Origin of the sequence: Photobacterium obscurum (assembly GCF_026191635.1) — a bacterium.
GTDB classification, from domain to species: domain Bacteria; phylum Pseudomonadota; class Gammaproteobacteria; order Enterobacterales; family Vibrionaceae; genus Photobacterium; species Photobacterium obscurum.
In genome coordinates, this window is the sequence record NZ_JAKRRW010000031.1 from 40,228 (window position 1) to 54,310 (window position 14,083).

Genomic DNA, 14,083 nt, shown 5'->3' on the forward strand with positions numbered 1-14,083 from the left:
CTCGCGGCCACAATTTGTTAGCCCGCGGGGTTCCAGACTTTTCCTACTGCATCCATTAACCCGGTACTGGCACCCTGATCCCCTAAAAACTGCATGACGATAGGGATGAACTGGCTGACCATACTGGCATCCATTCCCAGGGCTGAAAATACCTGATTGATGGTATCCATATTGGTTAGCATTCCGCCTAAGCCTGCTGGTATCGCGCCGCTAAGTGCATCGGCGCCTGGTATCATTTTGCTTAACTCGGTCGCCTGATCGCCGCTGAGTTGGCTGGATGCGAGGGATAATAATGCCCCGGCACCACCTGCGGCTTGCTCTGAAGTGACGCCTAGCTGGCTACTGAGTATATTGGTTAAGGGGTTGGCAGCAGTGGCTGTCGCTTCTTCTTTATCATCGCTGCCGAACAGGTCTGAAAGACTGAAAGCAGAGCTGGTGGCCGAAAAAACGAAACTGCTGAGCAGTGTAGCAAGGCAAAGAAAGCGAGCGAAAAAAAGTGGTTTGATTACCATGGCATCCTCCTATGATTAACGCCTTAAGCGTAGTGGGGAATGCGGCGAATATACTAAATTAAGTAGAAAAAATGTGATTTGCTAAGGTGGTCGGGGTATGGCGCTGAGGCATTTGATAAAATAAAACGGCGCCGAGGCACCGTTTTTAACTAGTCTGTTTAACCAAGATTGGCTTACAGGATGTCTAGTAGTTCCACTTCGAATACTAGTGCTGCGTATGGAGGGATTGCGGCACCCGCGCCACGCTCGCCATATGCAAGATCTTGAGGGATGTATAGCTTCCACTTAGAGCCAACAGGCATCATTTGTAGAGCTTCAACCCAACCAGCGATAACGCCAGTTACAGGGAACTCAGCAGGCTGGCCGCGAGATACAGAGCTGTCGAATACAGTACCGTCAGTTAGCTCACCGTGGTAGTGAACACGTACTTGCTTGTCAGAAGTCGGGATTTCGCCGTTGCCTTCAACAAGAACTTCGTACTGAAGACCAGATTCAGTTACTGTAACTTCAGGGCGCAGTGCGTTATCTTTTAGGAATGCTTCACCGTCAGCTGCAGCCGCTTTAGCTTGCTCTTGACGAGCTTCTTCTGCACGAGTGTGGATTTCACGTAGTGCATTGTTGATGTCGTCAACTTCGATTTCTGGCATTTCGCCAGTTAGGGAAGTTGCGATACCTTTAGCGATAGCTGCAACGTTTAGGCCTTCAAGACCGCTTTGCGCTAGCTGTTGGCCCATTTGTAGACCGATACCATAGCTTGCTTTAGTTTCAACTGTATCTAGTTTAATGTCAGACATGGTGTCATCTCTTAATGTAGAGTGAATTAAAGCAGGCAGGATAACAGTTTCGACCCCAAGGGGTAAACTTTTGTGACAAGATGTCGTTTGATTGCGTGAGATGAGAACGCTGGAGTGTTGTATATGGGACAGGCCAAACGCCGTTCGAAGAAAAAGAGTGAATTTAAGCTTCCCAGTTTTTCTTTTAACAAGGATGAACTGAAGGCTAAGCTAGCCCCGCTGAAAGCGAAGTGGCAGTCTCTGCCCTCTTTGCATCGCAAAGCGCTGACGGTATTAATTCCCGTGATGGGCATTTTATTGCTGCTGCCTGCGAGTGAAAAAACGTCGACGTCAGTACCTGCTGAGCCGGAACGACGGGAACTTGCACTTAACCTCGAGAGTAACCAAGAGGTTCCACCTCCGGTTGGTCAGCGTGCTGAGCCTGAATCCCCCAAGCGTGCGGTCGCAGCAGTACCGAAAAGACAACCTGATACCGAGCCTGCTGAGCCGGAACGAAAGCAGCCGGCTACAGAGAAGTCGTGGCAAAAATACCAGGTACAGCAGGGCGAAACACTGGCTCATATTTTCCGCGAGAAGTCGCTGCCACTAGCCGACCTTTATGCAGTGGCTGCCATCGAGGGCAAGGACAAGCCACTTAGCCGGATCAAAGCCGGCCAATGGCTGCGTTATAAGCAAACCGCAAAAGGTGGATTAGATGCATTGCAGATTGAAAGCCGTAGTGGTGAGTCAGTGATGTTCTTCCGCCGCTCGGATGGCAGTTTCATCCGTAGCCAATAATTGTCTTTGTTACTGATTGGAAAAGGCCGCTTAAGCGGCCTTTTTTTCTATCGGTAGTTCGGCGTTATGCCGCTGCTCCGAGTTGCGTTTTTTCGGTAGCGGCACCATTGGTAGTACGATTAAGAGGATCCCTACGGTTGTCAGCATATCTGGGATTTCATCAAACCCTGCTATTCCTATCAGGGTGACAAAGATCAGCCCAGAGTACTCAATCAACCCGAGCTGACAGGTTTCGGCCCGCCGGTAGGCAGCCACACCACAACCATGGTATCCCAAGGTAAACACGGCGCTGGCAGCAATCAGGCACAGCTCTGCGGTACTTATCGGTTGCCAGAACCAGGCGGCGAGAATACCCGCAAGGGGTAATGACAAGACCCCCGTCCAGAACAGAGTGCTGACCACGGGCTGCTGTGCCGGCAATTTTCTGACCAGGACGTTATACAGTGCGAGGGTGAATGCACAGCCCAAACCAGCCATGGCCGCCCAGTGAAATTGATCAGGTCTTAGCACCAGCAATACTCCGCCAAAGCCTGTTACTGTGGCCAGTATTTTCTGCCACCCCGGCTTTTCCTTTAGCAGCCATGCCGAGAGCGGTAACATCAACAGCGGCGCGGCATAAAAAAGCGCATTGGCAGTTGCCAGCGGCAGCCATGTCAGGGCTATCATGACCAAACCGCTGCCGGCGAGCACCAGATGAGAGCGGATGAAGGTAACTGTACGGTTGCCAATAGCCTGCTGCTGCGGTGACAGTTTCAGCCATAGCGGCAACAGCAGCAGAACACTGAACAGCTGGCGGATAAACATATATTGAAAGGCGCTGACGCCTCCCTCCAGTAACTTCACCGCCACGTCGGAAAAAGAGGAGGATAGGTTGCCCAGTAGCAGCAGTAGTGCGCCGGCTGCAAAGGGGGACAGCCTATTCACAAACGATGCCTTTGCTCAGTCTCATGTCGACATGTGGAATACCGTCTTCCAGATACTCCGGAGAGATCGTTTCAAAACCATAGCGGCCATAGTAGCTTTGCAGATGGGATTGGGCACCGATATCGATAGTTTGATCCGGCCATAGGCGCTGGGCATGTCCAAGCCCAAGCTGCAGCAGCTCGTGACCGGTGCCGGTTCCCCGTACACAATCGGCTGTCAGCACACGGCCGATACTGGTATTGGCATAGGTGGTGCCGGGTGGCAGCAGCCTTAGGTAGGCAACGAGCTTATCATTTTGGTACCCCAGCAAGTGATGGATACCGGCCTGGCGATCACAGTCATCCAGCTCAGGGTAGGGACAGTTTTGTTCGACAACGAATACATCAACCCGAAGCTTGAGTAGGTCATAAAGCTGGTGGGTCGTGAGCTGTTCAAAAGGCAGGCATTGCCATTGCATCGCATTTCTCCTTGGCTGATAAAGGTTGATGGCAGCAGCTTAATCCCTGCTTGCTTGTTTGGCATTAACGAATGTTAATGCCAAACAGAATAAGACAACATGGAATTATTCTTCTTCGAGGCGTTTTTTGATCCGGCTTAAACTAATAGGGGTGATCCCTAGGTAAGACGCGATTTGGTAATCTGCAATGCGGGGTAGTAGCTCCGGGAAGTTTTCCGTGAAAAGCTGGTAGCGTTCCTCAGGACTGTGCATCAGCATAAAGCGCTCTTTCTGTTCTTTATAGCTTAGCTGGCGTTCGAGCAGGCGAAGGTAGAGCGGATTTCCCTGTTCTCGCCACTGTTCAATCAGGCTGATTGGCAGCGCCAGTATCTTGCTGGCAGAGAGTGTCTCTAATAGGAAAGGAGAAGGGAGAGCGTTGATTAGGCTCTCGAAACCAACCAGAACATCTTGATCCCAATAAAACTCTTTGCTGAATTGTTTGCCATCTGCTGTGAGGTAGCAGGCATGACAAAGCCCATCAAGCAGAAAGTAGCAGTATCCAGGCTTTTCACCTTGATTGAGCAGGACATGGCGGGTTGGTAATTCCATGGGCTCGGCAAGGGCGAGCGTCTCTTCAATAGTCTCTGGCGTGGCACCAAGTTGGTGGAGGAACTCTTGTAGGGCTTGTTTCATAATGGCTGTCATTTGGGTTGGGTATTGCTTTTAGTATATGAGTCCAAGCATCATAGCAAAAAAATACCGCGGGCTAAGCCGCGGTATATTCATGGGACATTAGCCGTTACTTTTGCAGGTCGATACGGTAAACCGCAAAGCCAACTTTGTCGGTTCCCACTTTTTCCATCGAGTACTGACCCTTGTCCTTAATAAATTGTGCTGCTTTATCGCTTGGTGACGTTTCAAACGTAACATTCAGCTTCTTGTCACTTTTCAGAGGCGTGAAGTGCCAGTTGTTATCGGCACTTGGTGTCACCAGTCCTTTCTCTTTGCTGATCCGGCTGATGTAGTCGGCAACGACGGTACGGTTCTCATCTGGCGAGGCAAAGGCCACGAACGCTTCACCGGTACCGGCGAACTTACCGCTGTAAGCTCGGTAGTTATTAGTGGCGACGATGAATGGCTGTGCCGGATCGACAGGCTTACCGTTGAATGTTAGATCCTGGATACGTGATGCTTTATCGTTGATCAGCTTACAGTCGCCGTCGTAACGGGCTGGCTGGGAGATATCAATACTGTAGTTAACGCCGTCGATAACATCGAAGTTATATGTGCGGAAGCCATCCCAGTTGATCAGGCCTTGCTGTTTGGTGCTGTTAAGGTCGATCTGATTAAACTGCCCAGCAGAACATTCCAGCCACTCTTTGACCTCTTTGCCGGTAACTTTCATTGCTACCAGGGTATTTGGATAGAGGTAAAGGTCAGCAGCATTACGGAAGGTCAGCTGGCCAGACTCGACTTCGGTGAAGTTTGTTGGATCGTTACCACGACCACCTGCCTTGAATGGTGCCGCTGCCGACAGAACAGGAATACCGTCGAGATCCGGGTCACCCTGAATAAAGCGTTCGACATAGTCTTTCTGGGCAAGGCTAACGATCTGTACGGTTGGATCGTCCTGAACCAGGGCCAAGAAGCTGTACATCACATCGTTCGCTTTGCCGATTGGCTGGTTCACGAATTCACGGGTGCCCTTGTGATCATCCATCACGGCAGCAACCATCTTCTCGTCAGCTTCAACTAGGGCTTCTTTCTTATACTTGTCGAAGATTGGGCGAGCTTCGGTTTGTGCGCCAGTGACCGCCCACTCTCCCCCGTCTTTTTCCAGAACAAGATCCATCACGCCAAGGTGATCACCCCAGCGGCCTGGCATAACCGCGGCAACGCCGTTGATGGTGCCTTTCTCGATGTCGGTTTTCGGCAGGTTGGCGAATGCTTTGCTTGGGAAGACGGCATGCGAGTGACCAAAAGCAATCGCATCGATACCGTCAACTTCTGTGAGATAGTAAACCGAGTTTTCCGCCATCACTTTATACGGATCGGCAGAAACACCGGAGTGAGGAATTGCGACGATAACATCAGCACCCTCTGCTTTCATTTGCGGGACATATTTTTCAGCAGCCTGTTTGATATCTAGTGCTTCTACTTTACCTTCCAGGTTTTTCTTATCCCAGATAAGGATTTGCGGCGGTACAAAACCGATGTAACCGACTTTGATTTCGTGTTCTACACCATCGGTATCTTTAAAGGTGTGCGGCTTGATAATGTAAGGGGTGAACATGTTCTTGCCTGTCTTCAGGTCAATCACGTTCGAGTTGATATAAGGGAAGCCTGCACCTTCAAGAGAGGTTTTCAGGAAATCCAGGCCATAGTTGAACTCATGGTTACCAAGGTTACCGACATCATAGTTGAGCTGGTTCATGGCTTTATAAACTGGGTGAACTTCACCAGATTTGATGCCCTTGGCAGCCATATAGTCACCCATAGGGCTACCCTGAAGTAAATCACCGTTATCTACCAGTACGCTGTTTGTGACCTCTGCTCGCGCTTCTTTGACTAGCGTCGCTGTACGAACAAGCCCTGTTTTCTGAGTAGGCTTGTCTTTGTAGTAGTCGTAATCCATCACATTGGTGTGGATATCTGTCGTTTCTAGGATACGAAGCTTGATGGTTTCAGCCGTGGCAGGGCCTGCTAGTGTTAGCAGGCCACCAAGTACTGCAATCGACAGTGGCTTGGCAGATAGTTTCATGATTTTCTCCAGGATAAAGAACAGAAAAAGCGTGCTAAAGGTATCAAAAAATGTGTCGTATTTACGTGAACTGGTTACCTTATTGTGTTCGGAATCTCGTTTTTTGCTTCGAAAGGCGGACAAAGTCGCATTATGCTCATGATTTCATCAGATTGGGTTTCGGGGAGTAATACAAAAAAGGAATAACATAAGCCAAATCAACCTAGAGCAAATATGAATCGTGATGATATTTATCTGTAATGATTACTTTTTTTGGATCAGGGTATAGGCAGTTAGCATTTTGGCTTTCGTATTTCTCTTATTTAGCGTTTAGCCAAACTTTTTGGAATAAAAAATGAAATTTTAGAATTTCAGGTAATATCCTAGCCCGACTATAGTGCCTTTTAGTTATAGGAATAGAGGGCGCTGGACATGGAATATTTGCCGATTTTTGCAGACTTAAAACGACGGCCATGCTTGGTTGTTGGCGGCGGCGAGATTGCATGGCGCAAAACTCGGATGTTGCTTAAGGCGGGAGCCGATGTAAAGGTCATTGCCCACGAGCTAAATGCCGATTTCCAGCAGGCCTTGCAGGCCGACAAAATTTCCTTCCTTGGTAAAGAGTTCGTTCCGTCCGATCTTGACGGCATATTCTTGGCCATTGCCGCTACGGATCGCAAGGCGGTAAATGCCCTGGTCTATCAATCGGCAAACCAGCGTCAAGTGCTGGTCAATGTAGTTGACGATCCTCAGCGCTGTAGCTTTATCGTTCCTTCTATCGTCGATCGTTCGCCTGTCATTGTGGCTATTTCTTCGTCCGGACAAGCGCCTGTTCTTGCCCGTCTAATCCGCGAAAAGCTAGAAGCGCTCTTACCCCAGCACTTAGGCCGAATGGCTGAACTTGCAGGCCAGTTCCGCAGCCGGTTGGCGAAAACAGTGACCTCATTTTCAGCTCGCCGCCAGTTTTGGGAACAGGCTTTCGATGGCCGTTTTTCTGAACTGGTTGCCGCGGGACAGGAGCAGGCTGCCGAGCAGGAATTGGTTTTTCTATCACAGCAGCAACAGGTTTTGCCTCAAGGGCAAGTTGCGCTAATCGGTGCCGGTCCCGGTGATGCCGGGCTACTGACGCTACGTGCCTTGCAACTCATGCAACAGGCCGATGTCGTGCTTTATGACTACCTGGTATCAGATGAGGTGATGGCATTGGTTCGCCGTGATGCTGAGCTGGTCTGTGTCGGCAAGAAAGCTGGCTTCCATAGTGTGCCGCAGGAAGAAACCAACCGCCTGATTGTTCATTATGCCGAGCAAGGCAAGCGTGTGGTTCGCCTCAAGGGGGGGGATCCCTTCGTCTTTGGTCGTGGCGGTGAAGAATTGGAAGTGTTGTTTGATGCCGGTATTCCTTTTCAGGTGGTGCCGGGTATTACTGCAGCTGCCGGGGCAACGGCCTACGCTGGGATCCCATTGACCCACCGTGATTATGCCCAGACCGCGATGTTTATTACCGGTCACCTGAAGCCCGATGGTGATCAGCTTGACTGGTCGACTCTTGCCCGCGGTAAACAAACGTTAGTGATTTATATGGGGCTGATGAAATCCAGCCACATCCAACAGCAGCTATTGGCTCACGGTCGTGCGACAGATACGCCTATCGCCATCATCGAACGTGGCACGCAGAAAACCCAGAAAGTATTGAAAGGTCAGCTCGATGAGCTGGCTGAATTAGCTCAGCATGCTGCTTCACCGTCATTAATCGTGGTGGGAGAAGTGGTGAATTTATCAGATAAGCTACATTGGTTCGGAAAGCAGGAACAGCAGCCGCAGCAGTCCGCTGTTGTGAAGCTGGCATAGTATGGAGAGAAGAGTGATGGACCCTAAACGTTTAACCCACCTCAAGCAGTTAGAAGCGGAGAGTATTCATATTATCCGTGAAGTGGCTGCTGAATTCGATAACCCCGTGATGATGTACTCCATCGGGAAAGATTCATCGGTGATGTTGCACCTTGCCCGCAAGGCGTTCTATCCGGGCAAGATCCCATTCCCTCTTCTCCACGTAGATACCGACTGGAAATTTCGCGAGATGATCGAGTTTCGTGATCGTACGGCGGAGAAGTATGGCTTTGATTTGCTGGTGCATAAAAACCCTGAAGGGTTGGCGATGGGGATTAGCCCATTCACGCATGGCTCATCCAAGCATACCGACATCATGAAAACCCAAGGGCTGAAGCAGGCATTGAATAAATACGGCTTTGATGCTGCATTCGGTGGGGCGCGCCGTGACGAGGAGAAATCGCGGGCCAAGGAACGTGTCTATTCCTTCCGTGACAAGAACCATACCTGGGATCCTAAAAATCAACGTCCTGAGCTTTGGAAAACCTATAACGGTCAGATCAACAAGGGGGAGAGTATTCGTGTTTTCCCGCTGTCCAATTGGACTGAGCTAGACATCTGGCAGTACATCTATCTTGAAGGCATTGAAATTGTACCGCTGTACTTATCCGAAGTGCGGCCTGTGGTCGACCGTGATGGCATGTTGATCATGGTGGATGACGAACGTATGGAGCTGCAGCCTGGCGAGAAGATTGAGCACAAAAGTGTTCGTTTCCGTACCTTGGGTTGCTACCCACTGACCGGGGCGATCGAGTCGGAAGCCAATACGTTGCCGGGCATTATTGAAGAGATGCTGGTGGCGACTTCCAGTGAACGCCAGGGGCGGGCGATTGATCATGATCAGTCAGGCTCGATGGAACTGAAAAAGCGTCAGGGTTACTTCTAAGGAAAGATACATGAACAGTCTTATTGAACAACAAGTGGCCGAGCTAGGCATCGAAGCTTATCTTGACCAACATCATAATAAATCACTGCTTAGATTCCTGACCTGTGGCTCGGTGGATGATGGCAAGAGTACGTTGATTGGTCGTCTGCTTCATGACTCCCATCAGATTTATGAAGATCAGTTGGCGGCCATTCATACCGACAGCCAGAAAGTCGGAACAACGGGTGACAAGCCTGACTTGGCGCTGTTAGTTGATGGCTTGCAGGCCGAGCGTGAGCAGGGCATTACTATCGATGTGGCTTACCGTTATTTCTCAACCAAGAAACGTAAATTTATCATTGCCGATACGCCGGGGCATGAACAATATACCCGTAATATGGCAACGGGGGCATCGACGTGTGATGTGGCAGTGATCTTGATTGATGCACGTAAAGGTGTCTTGGATCAAACGCGTCGCCATTCTTATATCGCCAGCTTGCTGGGTATTCGTCATTTTGTGGTGGCGATTAACAAGATGGATTTGGTGGGCTTTGAACAGCAACGATTTGAAACGATTCGTGATGAGTATTTGGAATTTGCCGAGAAGCTGAATAAAGATATCGATATAAAGTTAGTGCCGCTTTCAGCGCTTGAGGGCGACAATGTCGTTAGCTTGAGTGAGAAAACGCCTTGGTATGATGGCGACTCTCTCCTGACGTTGCTCGAAGAGGTTGACTTCGGACAGGAGCGTGAAGCCGGTGATTTCCGTTTCCCTGTGCAATATGTCAATCGCCCTAACTTAGACTTCCGCGGTTTTGCCGGCACGATTGCTTCTGGGATTGTAAAGGCAGGTGACAAAGTGAAAGCACTACCTTCCGGTAAAATCTCTACGATTGAACGTATTGTGACGTTTGATGGTGATCTGCCAGAAGCGCATCCTGGTCAGGCGGTAACATTAACCCTGACGGATGAGATTGATATTAGCCGTGGTGACACCATTGTAGCAGCAGAGGACGATGTACCACTCAGTAACCACTTGTTGGCCGATATTGTCTGGATGGCGGAAGCGCCACTAGAGGCTGGTCGTCAGTATGATATTAAAATCGCCGGTAAAAAAACAATCGGCTCAGTGCAAGCGATTCGCCATCAAGTGGACATCAATAACCTGGACACTTTTGCGACTGAAGAATTACCACTGAACGGGATTGGCCTATGTGAAGTTACCCTTAATGAAGCCATTGTTGTTGATGCTTACCAAAACAGTGCTGATACCGGCGGGTTCATTATTATCGATCGCCTGACCAATGTAACCGTTGGTGCGGGGATGGTACGTGAGGCTCTGGCAGATAAGGAAGGCCAACAAGATAGTCCGTTTAGTGCATTTGAAGTCGAGCTCAATGCGCTGATCCGTAAACACTTCCCACACTGGGACGTGAAAGACATCAGCAAGCTACTGGGATAACGGCATGAGTTGGGAACAAGGAATGGTTCTTGCCATGTTAATGGTGATAGTAACCTGTCTGCTGACAACAAGGATCAAACCGGCGTATTTGTTTGCCGGAGTAGCTTTTGTCGGCTTTCAGGCAGGAATGATTGACTTGCCGACATTGGCTGGCAATTTTACTAACTCATCACTGCTAACTTTGGTACTACTGATCCTTGTTTCTGTTGCCTTGGAAAAAACACGCCTGATTAGTTGGGTTGGCCGCCAGATCTCACAAGGTGGCCAGTCAACCGTGGTGGCAAAGTTAGGGTTATCGACGGCGTTCCTGTCGTCATTTACCAATAACACCGCAGTCGTTGTGTCGCTGATTGGTGCCATCAAGCGAAATCAGCGCCACGCCCCCTCGCGATTGTTGATCCCACTTTCTTATACTGCGATTTTAGGTGGAACCCTGACGCTGATTGGGACTTCGACTAACCTCATCATTAACAGTTTTGTTGAAGATGCTGGGCTACCAAGCTTGGGCTTTTTTGCTCCGACAACTATAGGCTTGGCTGTACTGGTTATCGGGCTAGCTATCTTGATCCCGCTAAGTTATCTGTTACCTGTCTATGATGATCATAACCAAGATGATCTGCCTTACTTTCTCGAAGCCAGAATTGAAGGTGGTTCACCGCTTGCTGGCAAGACCATTGCCCAAAATGGTTTGCGGGCACTTCGTCGATTGTTTCTGGCAGAGGTGATCCGTAATGGTAAGACGATAGCGCCTGTATGTCCGGATACCCAATTAATGGCGGGTGATACATTGCTGTTTTGCGGTGATGTAGAGAGTGTCACCACCCTACAGGAAATTAAAGGCTTACATTTGTTTGGCCAGCATCACCTGAACGGTCAATCAATGTTGGAAGTGATCGTGAGTCATTCAGCCGGTATTCGTGGCAAGACGCTTAAGAGCGTTCGCTTCAGAGAGCGCTTTGATGCTGTCGTTGTGGCTATTCGTCGTGGTCACGAACGTTTGGCAGGTGGACTGGGTAATATCGAACTGCATGCCGGTGATACTTTGGTTGTTGTACCCGGCAAAACGTTTAATGAAAAAAAGCAGCAGCTTAACCGTGAATTTGTTTTGGTTAACGGCTTGGATTCCAGTGCGCGACTTGATGGCAGTAAAAGTATGGCTGTATTGGCCGGTTTCATGGCGGTTATTGCCGCAGCCTTGCTGGATGTTCTGCCGATTATCAATGGGCTGACTGCCTATCTGCTGGCATTGGTAGCGACTGGTATTGTCTCTTTTGCTGAAATAAGACGACGGTTCCCGATCGATATCGTGGTGATTGTCGGTTCAGCCTTATCGTTAGCGCAGTTAATGCTTTCCAGTGGTTTGTCCGAACGAATGGGCAATATGCTCATGGCCTCATTTGAAGACTGGGGAATCTATGGTGCCTTGGTTGCGGTATATCTGCTGACGCTGGTGTTGACTGAACTGATAACCAACAATGCAGCGGCGGCACTGTCGTTTCCTATTGCCTATAGTTTGGCTGTGAGCTACGGCGTTGATCCGATGCCGTTCATTATGGCCATTTTATTTGGGGCCAGTGCCAGTTTTATCTCTCCCTATGGCTACCAGACTAACTTGCTGGTTTATAGCGTCGGGAACTACAAGTTAAAAGATTATCTTAGAATAGGCTTACCGGTATCGATTGTGTATTCAGTGGTTGTTCTTTCTTTGATCCCTCAATTATTTCCTTTTTAAATTCTACCTATTAATAGAACGTCTCGAAACGGAGTTTATTATGACAGCCACCGTCCAGCCTCATGATAATGAGCATGTTGTATGGCATAGCCATCAGACAGATAAAGCATTTCGTGCCCAGCAGAAAAAGCAAAAACCTTGTGTTATGTGGTTTACCGGTCTGAGTGGTGCAGGTAAGTCAACGGTAGCTGGTGCACTGGAATCCCGATTGGCGGAGCTTGGACATCATACCTATTTGTTGGATGGCGATAATGTCAGGCATGGACTGTGCCGTGATCTTGGGTTTTCTACAGAAGATCGCCGTGAAAATATCCGCCGAATAGGAGAGGTGGCGAAGCTAATGGCCGATGCGGGTTTGATTGTGTTGAGTGCATTTATTTCTCCCCATCGCCAGGAGCGTCAGTTGGTACGTGATCTCTTACCGGAAGGTGAGTTTCTAGAGGTGTTCGTTGATACGCCGTTGGCTGAATGTGAGAAGCGTGATCCCAAAGGCTTGTATAAGAAGGCCCGAGCAGGTGAAATTAAGCAGTTCACAGGCATTGACTCAGAGTATCAGGCCCCGGATTCTCCAGAGATCCATTTGCAAGCCGGAGAGGCATCGATTGCTGAGTTGGTTGAGCTGTGTTTGGAGTCGTTGAAAGAACGTCAGATTATCCGCTAATAAAAGGAGCCGCGGGTGAGTACTCTACTCGAATCGATATATGGCATAGCACTTGAAGCCGGAGTTGCCATCATGGATCGTTATCACGGTAATATTCAGGTTTCCGAGAAGGCTGACAGTAGTCCGGTAACAGAAGCCGATCTCGCAGCTAATACTATTATTGTTGAGCAGCTAAAAGCTTTAACACCAGATATTCCAATTTTATCTGAAGAATCTGCGCATACACCTTGGCCTGAACGACAGCATTGGTCATCATTTTGGCTGGTGGACCCACTAGATGGAACCAAGGAGTTCTTGCGCAAGAATGGTGAGTTTACGGTTAATATTGCGTTGATTGAAAATGGAAAGCCGATCTTAGCTGTTGTTCATGCGCCGGCATTGGATAAAACATGGTTAGGTGACAGCGAGAAGGCTTGGCTACAGACCAAAGCAGGCCGGGATCCAATTAAGAGCCGACCGGCAACGGTTCCTACGGTAGTGGGCAGTCGCTCTCACCCAAGTCCGGATATGGAAAATTACTTGGAACAGCTTGGTGAGCATAAGATGACAGAAGTTGGCTCATCGCTAAAATTCTGTTTGGTAGCCGAAGGGCGTGCACAGTATTACCCTCGCTTAGGCCCCACAATGATGTGGGATACTGCAGCAGGGCAGTGTATTGCTGAAAGTGCAGGGGCGACGGTTAAACAACTCAATGGTGAAGTACTGAGTTATCATCGGGAAGATTTACTTAACCCTCATTTCCTTGTCGCGATCTAATAAACCTCACAGTGACAATAACTAGGCAGCCTTTGGCTGCCTTTATTAATAATTCTCTAAAATAAGATCATTCCTTCCTATTTTTGACTACGCTTAATCTACTGCAATGAGTTTTGATGCTCTGTTGTGTGGTTTAGAGTTGGCGTATTTATTGTCATTTTTATGGGTTCTGGATTGAATCGTCATCGATAAGTAAAAAAGATCAAAAAATCGGTTGTCATATCTCCTCACCTCCCTATAATGCCGCCTCACCGACAAGGCACGAAGATACTTAGTAAGCTATTTGCAAGCTGTGTATAACTTGTAGGTAAACAGGATGGCAAAGAAAACAATTCAAAAATGGTGCTTGACACCATCTTTAAATTGCATAGAATGGCCAGCCTCTTCAGTGAGTAAGTCGAAAGCGTTAAAAGTTAACCTTTTGCTTTGTTGAAGCCAGTTAGGAAGCGGTTTTGAGAAAAACAAAAAAACTTCTTGACTTAAATAAAGAGGCGCGTAACATACGCCGCCTAGCCAACACCAAGTGTTGAGCTAAAC

13 protein-coding genes are annotated in these 14,083 nt (G+C 48.8%); 7 read left to right on the top strand and 6 right to left on the bottom strand.

All coding sequences use genetic code 11. The features are described 5' to 3' along the window. Nucleotides 1-17: 17 nt before the first annotated feature. Nucleotides 18-512, bottom strand: a complete 495-nt coding sequence (locus MD588_RS23965; protein WP_265700384.1) for a DUF2780 domain-containing protein — start codon at nucleotides 510-512, stop codon at nucleotides 18-20. Nucleotides 513-685: 173 nt separating this feature from the next. Then, complete coding sequence (locus MD588_RS23970; protein ID WP_265700385.1) at nucleotides 686-1,306, bottom strand: FKBP-type peptidyl-prolyl cis-trans isomerase; 621 nt, start codon at nucleotides 1,304-1,306, stop codon at nucleotides 686-688. Nucleotides 1,307-1,429: 123 nt separating this feature from the next. Here MD588_RS23970 and MD588_RS23975 point away from each other — a divergent pair, with 123 nt between their 5' ends. Further along, complete coding sequence (locus tag MD588_RS23975; protein ID WP_265700386.1) at nucleotides 1,430-2,083, top strand: LysM-like peptidoglycan-binding domain-containing protein; 654 nt, start codon at nucleotides 1,430-1,432, stop codon at nucleotides 2,081-2,083. Nucleotides 2,084-2,113: 30 nt separating this feature from the next. On the opposite strand, the gene MD588_RS23980 is transcribed toward MD588_RS23975, so the two are convergent. The 4 genes from MD588_RS23980 to MD588_RS23995 form a co-directional block, all read right to left on the bottom strand. After that, nucleotides 2,114-2,998 (bottom strand): DMT family transporter, encoded by an 885-nt coding sequence (locus MD588_RS23980; RefSeq protein ID WP_407676613.1) that lies wholly within the window; start codon nucleotides 2,996-2,998, stop codon nucleotides 2,114-2,116. 1 nt (nucleotide 2,999) lies between these two features. After that, nucleotides 3,000-3,464, bottom strand: a complete 465-nt coding sequence (locus tag MD588_RS23985) for a GNAT family N-acetyltransferase (protein WP_265700388.1) — start codon at nucleotides 3,462-3,464, stop codon at nucleotides 3,000-3,002. 105 nt (nucleotides 3,465-3,569) lie between these two features. Next, entirely contained in the window at nucleotides 3,570-4,136 is a 567-nt protein-coding gene (locus MD588_RS23990) for a Crp/Fnr family transcriptional regulator (protein WP_265700389.1), read from the bottom strand. Between the two features lie 106 nt (nucleotides 4,137-4,242). Continuing rightward, a complete protein-coding gene (locus MD588_RS23995) occupies nucleotides 4,243-6,204 on the bottom strand; it encodes a bifunctional 2',3'-cyclic-nucleotide 2'-phosphodiesterase/3'-nucleotidase (protein WP_265700390.1) in 1,962 nt (653 codons plus the stop codon). Between the two features lie 411 nt (nucleotides 6,205-6,615). On the opposite strand from MD588_RS23995, the gene cysG reads away from it, so the two are divergent. The 6 genes from cysG to cysQ are packed head-to-tail and all read left to right on the top strand — an operon-like array spanning nucleotide 6,616 to nucleotide 13,546. Then, entirely contained in the window at nucleotides 6,616-8,031 is a 1,416-nt protein-coding gene (gene cysG, locus MD588_RS24000; RefSeq protein WP_265700393.1) for a siroheme synthase CysG, read from the top strand. Between the two features lie 16 nt (nucleotides 8,032-8,047). After that, the gene (gene cysD / locus MD588_RS24005; RefSeq protein ID WP_265700394.1) at nucleotides 8,048-8,956 is read left to right on the top strand and encodes a sulfate adenylyltransferase subunit CysD; all 909 of its coding nucleotides are present in this window, start codon (nucleotides 8,048-8,050) and stop codon (nucleotides 8,954-8,956) included. A 10-nt stretch (nucleotides 8,957-8,966) separates the two neighbouring features. Further along, nucleotides 8,967-10,397, top strand: coding sequence for a sulfate adenylyltransferase subunit CysN (cysN, locus tag MD588_RS24010; protein ID WP_265700395.1), 1,431 nt, complete (start codon nucleotides 8,967-8,969; stop codon nucleotides 10,395-10,397). Nucleotides 10,398-10,401: 4 nt separating this feature from the next. Next, complete coding sequence (locus MD588_RS24015) at nucleotides 10,402-12,129, top strand: SLC13 family permease (RefSeq protein ID WP_265700396.1); 1,728 nt, start codon at nucleotides 10,402-10,404, stop codon at nucleotides 12,127-12,129. A gap of 40 nt (nucleotides 12,130-12,169) precedes the next feature. Beyond that, nucleotides 12,170-12,790 carry an adenylyl-sulfate kinase gene (gene cysC / locus MD588_RS24020; RefSeq protein ID WP_265700397.1) on the top strand — a complete coding sequence of 207 codons (621 nt, stop codon included), beginning with the start codon at nucleotides 12,170-12,172 and terminating at the stop codon, nucleotides 12,788-12,790. A 15-nt stretch (nucleotides 12,791-12,805) separates the two neighbouring features. Continuing rightward, nucleotides 12,806-13,546: a 3'(2'),5'-bisphosphate nucleotidase CysQ gene (gene cysQ / locus MD588_RS24025; RefSeq protein ID WP_265700398.1), complete on the top strand. Its 741-nt coding sequence runs from the start codon at nucleotides 12,806-12,808 to the stop codon at nucleotides 13,544-13,546. The last annotated feature ends 537 nt before the right edge of the window (nucleotides 13,547-14,083 follow it).